The following is a 6,205-nucleotide window of genomic DNA, read 5'->3' as shown; positions in this document are numbered from 1 at the left end:
TTCATTAAAGTGGGTGGTATTACTTTTAATGGAGATAAGAAGTTTTTAGCAAGTTTTTCGAATTATGGCAAAAAAACTGTCGATGTATTTGCTCCCAGTTTTTTCGTAAAAACAACCGAAGCAAATGTAGGTTACGCATACCGGGACGGCACCTCAATGGCCAGTCCAATTGTTTGCGGTGTTGCCGCATTAGTTCGTTCATATTATCCTAAACTTACTGCAAAGGAAGTAAAAGAAATTTTGTTGGAATCAAGCGTAAAATACGACTTAGATGTTCAAGTACCAGACGAAGAACAAGGAACCTTAAAACCATTTAAAGAACTCTCTAAAACAGGTGGAGTAATTAATGCCTACAATGCTTTGTTAGTAGCTAAAGAATGGAAAAAAACTAAAAAACAATTAATATCTACAAATGATGAAAGAAAACAATAAATCAAAAAAAATATGGATTATCCTGATTGCTGTGTGTGCTGCATTTTTTCTGTTGATTTCCTTTTTTGTTATTACCACCTCTTTATCAAAGCCTCAGTCAATGGAGCTGGGTGTAGTTGAGGATGGTGAGCTACAAAAAGAAAAAATCAGTATGAATCCAAAACATGCTAAGAAGGCAATAACAATATTGGTTGGTGATAACAATAAAATCATAAGTTATGTCGGCCCATTGTCTTCTCCTCTGGAAAAACCTAAAGAATTTGAATACGGTGAAAATGGTATCCGTAAGGAATTATTACGATTAAAATCGACACTTTCGGAAGAAGGGAAAGATGGGAGAATTGTACTTATCAAAATGAGTAAAAAGACAAGTTATAAAAATATGGTAGATATTTTGGATGAAATGGCTATTGCTAAAGTGCCTACTTACGCATTGGTTGATATTACTCCGGAAGAAATGAAATTACTGGAAAGCAATAAGTAAAAAACAAAATGAGATATTTATCAATTTTATTATTTGGTATTTTATTGTTTAGTCCGAATGCTTTCTCTCAAGGTTATGAAAATGATAAAGACATTGCTTTAACAATACGATATGCAGTAGATAATGGAGCTAAAATTATTAATATGAGTTTTGCTAAAACTATAAGTGCACATCCTGAATGGATAAAAGAAGCTTTTTTGTATGCCGAGAAGCATGATGTTTTATTAATTGCCGGAGCAGGAAATGACTCAAACGACAATGATAAAACAGCTTTTTATCCAATTGATTATGATGAAGACACAGAAGAGGAATTTTGCCAAAATTTCATTAAAGTGGGTGGTATTACTTTTAATGGAGATAAGAAGTTTTTAGCAAGTTTTTCGAATTATGGCAAAAAAACTGTCGATGTATTTGCTCCCAGTTTTTTCGTAAAAACAACCGAAGCAAATGTAGGTTACGCATACCGGGACGGCACCTCAATGGCCAGTCCAATTGTTTGCGGTGTTGCCGCATTAGTTCGTTCATATTATCCTAAACTTACTGCAAAGGAAGTAAAAGAAATTTTGTTGGAATCAAGCGTAAAATACGACTTAGATGTTCAAGTACCAGACGAAGAACAAGGAACCTTAAAACCATTTAAAGAACTCTCTAAAACAGGTGGAGTAATTAATGCCTACAATGCTTTGTTAGTAGCTAAAGAATGGAAAAAAACTAAAAAACAATTAATATCTACAAATGATGAAAGAAAACAATAAATCAAAAAAAATATGGATTATCCTGATTGCTGTGTGTGCTGCATTTTTTCTGTTGATATCCTTTTTTGTCATTACAACCTCTTTATCAAAGCCTCAGTCGATGGAGCTTGGTGTACCTGAGGATGGTGAGATCCAAAAAGATACAATTAGTCTAAATCCAAAAAATGCTAAGAGAACAATAACCATATTAGTTGATGATAGCAATAAAGTCATACGTTATGTTGGCCTATTGTCTTCTCCTATCGAAAAACCTAAAGAATTTGAATTCGGCGAAAATGGTATCCATAAGGAATTATTACGATTGAAATCAACATTTTCGAAGGAAGGAAAAGATGAAAGAATTGTACTTATCAAAATGAGTAAAAAAACAAGTTATAAAAGAATGGTAGATATTTTGGATGAAATGGCTATTGCAAAAGTACCTACTTACGCATTGGTTGATATTACTACGGAAGAAATGCAATTATTAACAAAAAAGTAATGTATTAGTCGGCGTCGGGATTGCTTATTTTACTATTTACAATAAAAAAGGCGGGTTGTTGCCCCACCTTTTTTATTAATTCTCTTTTTTTTTAAAATATTCGGAGGGAGTTTTACCAGTAGCAATTTTAAATGCTTTAAAAAAAGTATTTCTAGAATTAAAGCCTGCTTCGTTTCCAATCCCCTCGAGCGAGAATTGTGCCCATTCAGGATCATATCGATGTTCAATTATATAATCTATACGACATTTATTGATGAAACTTGTATAATTAGTACCAAACTCATTATTAATAACATAAGACAAATGATGTAGAGGAATATCCAGATCATTAGACATATCTGTTAATAGATAATTCTTTATAAGAAATACCTTTTTATCATGAATCAATAATTCTATCTTTTCTTTATATTCTTTACTCTTACTATAAGATAATTCAAAAGTTTTTGAAAGTGTCTCTTCTTCTTCATTCAACTTAATTGAATTCTTATTACCATTGTATAAGAAATTTAACCCATATAATATTTTTGGCTTGAACATGAGAAGTATTATGCAGGTTAAAATAAAAAATAAAGGAGGTAAAACCGAAAACTCCCGATAGGCATATTCATCAAAAAAAATTAGACCTATAATAGAAATTATTAAGGCTATTAAATGAATAGCCGTAAGCCTTGTTATCCAAAACCAAATATGATCATTTCTTGTAATCCACAAAGAATTTGTTTTACGAAATTTAACTACCACGCTTATTGTGAGTATCACATACAAAGACCAAAATACTGTTTTCAAAAAAATATGAGAATCCATTGGAAGTATAAAAGTCGGTGAGGATTTTTCAGGATGCGCTAAATATAAAGTCAATGCAAGTTGTTTTGCTTTTACTGGAAGGAGATAAAAAGGAACAAGTTCAATAAAATGCAATAACGCAGGAATAAAATGAATATAATCCCATTTGATAATTTTTTTTTGTTTTTTTAGAACAGATTTTACATATAGATATAATAACCCACCGGGAAGGAAATCTATAGGAAAACTTATAACCCAAAGATAAGCATGTTCTAATAATGGAATTGTCCCTTGAAAAAAAGTCCAAGATCCTATAACTATCGCACACGAAATAAGACAAAGTAACATCAAACCTTTATAATAGGTGTGAAATTTATTCTGAAGAAGTATAATAAGCATACATAATAAGCTCATTAAACAGCTGAAATAACAAAATATTAATAGAAAAGTATTCATTGTGGTATTATAATATTATTGTTTTGGCGTACTTGGAAAAAGTCTGTTGAAAGGATATTTCAAATTAACTTTCTTACTATCTAATAAAATGCTTTTGACAGATGCAAATCTACAATAATTCGCATTTCATTATCCCAATAATCATTAAAAGTAGCAGTCTCGGTTTATAAACAGGTACCACTCAGTTTATAAACAGGCACTATTATATGGTTAAAAAACACAATTAGGGAAAATTCTTGTTCATAAATTTGAAATGCAAACCAAGGCTTTCCATAGTATCTATAACTGAAAAATTAAAATAGAGAGCCAAAGTATATCACTAATCCAACATGATCATTCCAATCAAAACTGCTTTAATATATGAAAAACTTTACTCCAAAATGGCTTAATTTGTTTAAGCTGGCATTTTTCTTTCTAATATTTTTTACAACTTCTCATTTAAGAGCACAAACATGTGCCGGACTCAATTCGATTTATCAAACTAAAGGAACAGCGGGAAATGTAGAAATTTACAGGTATAGCTTACAAACTCAAAGTTTTGTCAACATACAGACTCTGACAACAGGAGTCAGTACTGATTCTGGTTCTGCTTCTGCATTTAATTCTGTTACAGGATTGTTGTATGTTAAAGAGGATAACAGCCATGTCAGGGTTTTTAATCCTGCTGCTGGTTTTGCTCATGTAGGCAGAATAACACTAACAGGCATGGGTGGCTTAGATATTTATGCCAATATGTTTTCTGAAGGTAATTACATCTACTTCAGAGATGACAACGGCTTAACTAATATAGGAAGATTTGATGTTTCAATTTTGGATTTATCAAGTGGTTTTGCAAATGCTCATGTTAATAATCTTTCTTTAAGCGGCACAGGTTATCAGGGTCAGATATGTAATGATTACGCCTATTATGATGGCAACTTTTATGGAATTCACAGAAATTCCGGTACAGCGACGAGTTGCAGATTGGTTATCATTAATCAGACTACACATGTTGTTACAACCAGAACTTTAAATCTTACCAATCCAAATACCGGCCATAACTTTGCTGCGGCTACTGCTTTTGGTGCAATATGGATAGATAAAAAAGGAAATCTATTGACATTTAATAATTCAACAGGAAATGTTTATTTAATTAAAGATGTCGATAACGCATCATCAACTGATATCAGTTGGGTACTTCCTTCAGGTGATTCTTCAAGCAATGATGGATTTAGTTGTGATGGGGTAGATTTGTTTACTCCAATTGTAAATATTACACCGCCCAGCTGTAGTGTTGCAGGTACAGCAACCATAACTAATTATTTAGACGATCCAAACATTAATTATATATTTTATGATTCATTAGGAAATACTGTTAATTATGTGTCAGTCGGTCCGGGTGGAGTGATAACCGGTTTGCTTTATGGTGAAGAGTACACAGCGTCTTTACATATAATTGATATCGATTTTACTTCCAGTCCATCAGATCCGTTTATGGTTTTAGATATTTTGACACCCGTAGTAGCTAATGTAACACCTAGTAGTGCAACAACAAACTGTGCTAATCCCAGCATAATATTAACAGCAACCGGTGGTGTTTCCTATTCCTGGAATCCTATTGCAGGATTAAGTGACCCTAACATTTCTAATCCTACTGCTACACCAACGAATACAACAACTTATACCGTAACTGTAACAGGGGCAAATGGCTGTACAGCTACTGCTACTGCTACTGTAACAGTTGATAACACTCCAATAGCTCCTACAATAACTTCCCAACCACCGAACTGTTCAGCGGCTGGTACCAGCACTATCAGCAATTATAATGCTGCCCATACCTATGTCTTTAATCCAACTGGACCAACTATAAGCGGAACAGGACTAATCTCCGGAATGATAATAGGTACTTCTTATACCGTAACTGTGGCTGCAAATATAATTTGTCCTCCAGTAACATCTGCATCCTTCAGTAATGCAGCGGTACTGGTAACTCCTGCTGTACCAACCATAAGCACAACACCTCCGACCTGTTCGGTAGCAGGAACAAGCACTATCAGCAACTATAATGCTGCCCATACCTATGTCTTTACTCCGACTGGACCAACGGTAAGCGGAACAGGACTAATCTCCGGAATGACAATCGGTACTTCTTATACCGTAATAGCATCCAACGGAACATGTACTTCAGGAGCTTCTGCATCCTTTATTAATGCAGCGGTACTGGTAACTCCTGTTGTACCAACCATAAGCACAACACCTCCGACCTGTTCGATAGCAGGAACAAGTACTATCAGCAACTATAATGCTGCCCATACCTATGTCTTTACTCCGACTGGACCAACGGTAAGCGGAACAGGACTAATCTCCGGAATGACAATCGGTACTTCTTATATCGTAACAGCATCTAACGGAACATGTACTTCAGGAGCTTCTGCATCCTTTAGTAATGCAGCGGTACTGGTAACTCCTGCTGTACCAACCATAAGCACAACACCTCCGACCTGTTCGATAGCAGGAACAAGCACTATCAGCAACTATAATGCTGCCCATACCTATGTCTTTACACCGACTGGACCAACGGTAAGCGGAACAGGACTAATCTCCGGAATGGTCATCGGTACTTCTTATATCGTAACAGCATCCAACGGAACATGTACTTCAGGAGCTTCTGCATCCTTTAGTAATGCAGCGGTACTGGTAACTCCTGTTGTACCAACCATAAGCACAACACCTCCGACCTGTTCGATAGCAGGAACAAGTACTATCAGCAACTATAATGCTGCCCATACCTATGTCTTTACACCGACTGGACCAACGGTAAGCGGAACAGGACTA

General features: G+C 34.8%; 5 protein-coding genes and 1 pseudogene. 5 read left to right on the top strand and 1 reads right to left on the bottom strand.

Features of this window, described 5'->3' with window-relative positions; translation table 11 throughout:
- The 4 genes from NAT51_RS09320 to NAT51_RS09305 form a co-directional block, all read left to right on the top strand.
- On the top strand, positions 1-432 hold a 432-nt coding region (locus NAT51_RS09320; protein ID WP_250598294.1), incomplete at its 5' end, for a S8 family serine peptidase.
- Positions 413-916: an ExbD/TolR family protein gene (locus tag NAT51_RS09315; protein ID WP_250598292.1), complete on the top strand. Its 504-nt coding sequence runs from the start codon at positions 413-415 to the stop codon at positions 914-916. The genes NAT51_RS09320 and NAT51_RS09315, both read left to right, overlap by 20 nt.
- 8 nt (positions 917-924) lie before the next feature.
- Positions 925-1,671: a S8 family serine peptidase gene (locus NAT51_RS09310; RefSeq protein WP_250598290.1), complete on the top strand. Its 747-nt coding sequence runs from the start codon at positions 925-927 to the stop codon at positions 1,669-1,671.
- On the top strand, positions 1,652-2,152 hold the full coding sequence (locus NAT51_RS09305) for an ExbD/TolR family protein (protein ID WP_250598286.1): 501 nt from the start codon (positions 1,652-1,654) through the stop codon (positions 2,150-2,152). The genes NAT51_RS09310 and NAT51_RS09305 overlap by 20 nt, the downstream gene beginning before the upstream one ends.
- 75 nt (positions 2,153-2,227) lie before the next feature.
- Here NAT51_RS09305 and NAT51_RS09300 read toward each other — a convergent pair whose 3' ends face one another.
- Positions 2,228-3,334: a helix-turn-helix domain-containing protein gene (locus tag NAT51_RS09300; RefSeq protein ID WP_250598284.1), complete on the bottom strand. Its 1,107-nt coding sequence runs from the start codon at positions 3,332-3,334 to the stop codon at positions 2,228-2,230.
- 417 nt (positions 3,335-3,751) lie between these two features.
- Here NAT51_RS09300 and NAT51_RS09295 point away from each other — a divergent pair.
- Positions 3,752-6,205, top strand: a pseudogene (locus NAT51_RS09295) (hypothetical protein); the annotation flags it as partial.

The sequence above is a fragment of the Flavobacterium amniphilum genome, from assembly GCF_023634845.1.
Taxonomy (GTDB): Bacteria; Bacteroidota; Bacteroidia; order Flavobacteriales; family Flavobacteriaceae; genus Flavobacterium; species Flavobacterium amniphilum.
This window is presented reverse-complemented; position numbering and strand designations above follow the sequence as displayed.

Excerpts from the sequence above, each read along its gene's own strand:
- NAT51_RS09315 (WP_250598292.1), top strand. The coding sequence starts at position 413 with ATGATGAAAGAAAACAATAAATCAAAAAAAATATGGATTATCCTGATT.
- NAT51_RS09310 (WP_250598290.1), top strand. The coding sequence starts at position 925 with ATGAGATATTTATCAATTTTATTATTTGGTATTTTATTGTTTAGTCCG.
- NAT51_RS09305 (WP_250598286.1), top strand. The coding sequence starts at position 1,652 with ATGATGAAAGAAAACAATAAATCAAAAAAAATATGGATTATCCTGATT.
- NAT51_RS09300 (WP_250598284.1), bottom strand. The coding sequence starts at position 3,334 with ATGCTTATTATACTTCTTCAGAATAAATTTCACACCTATTATAAAGGT.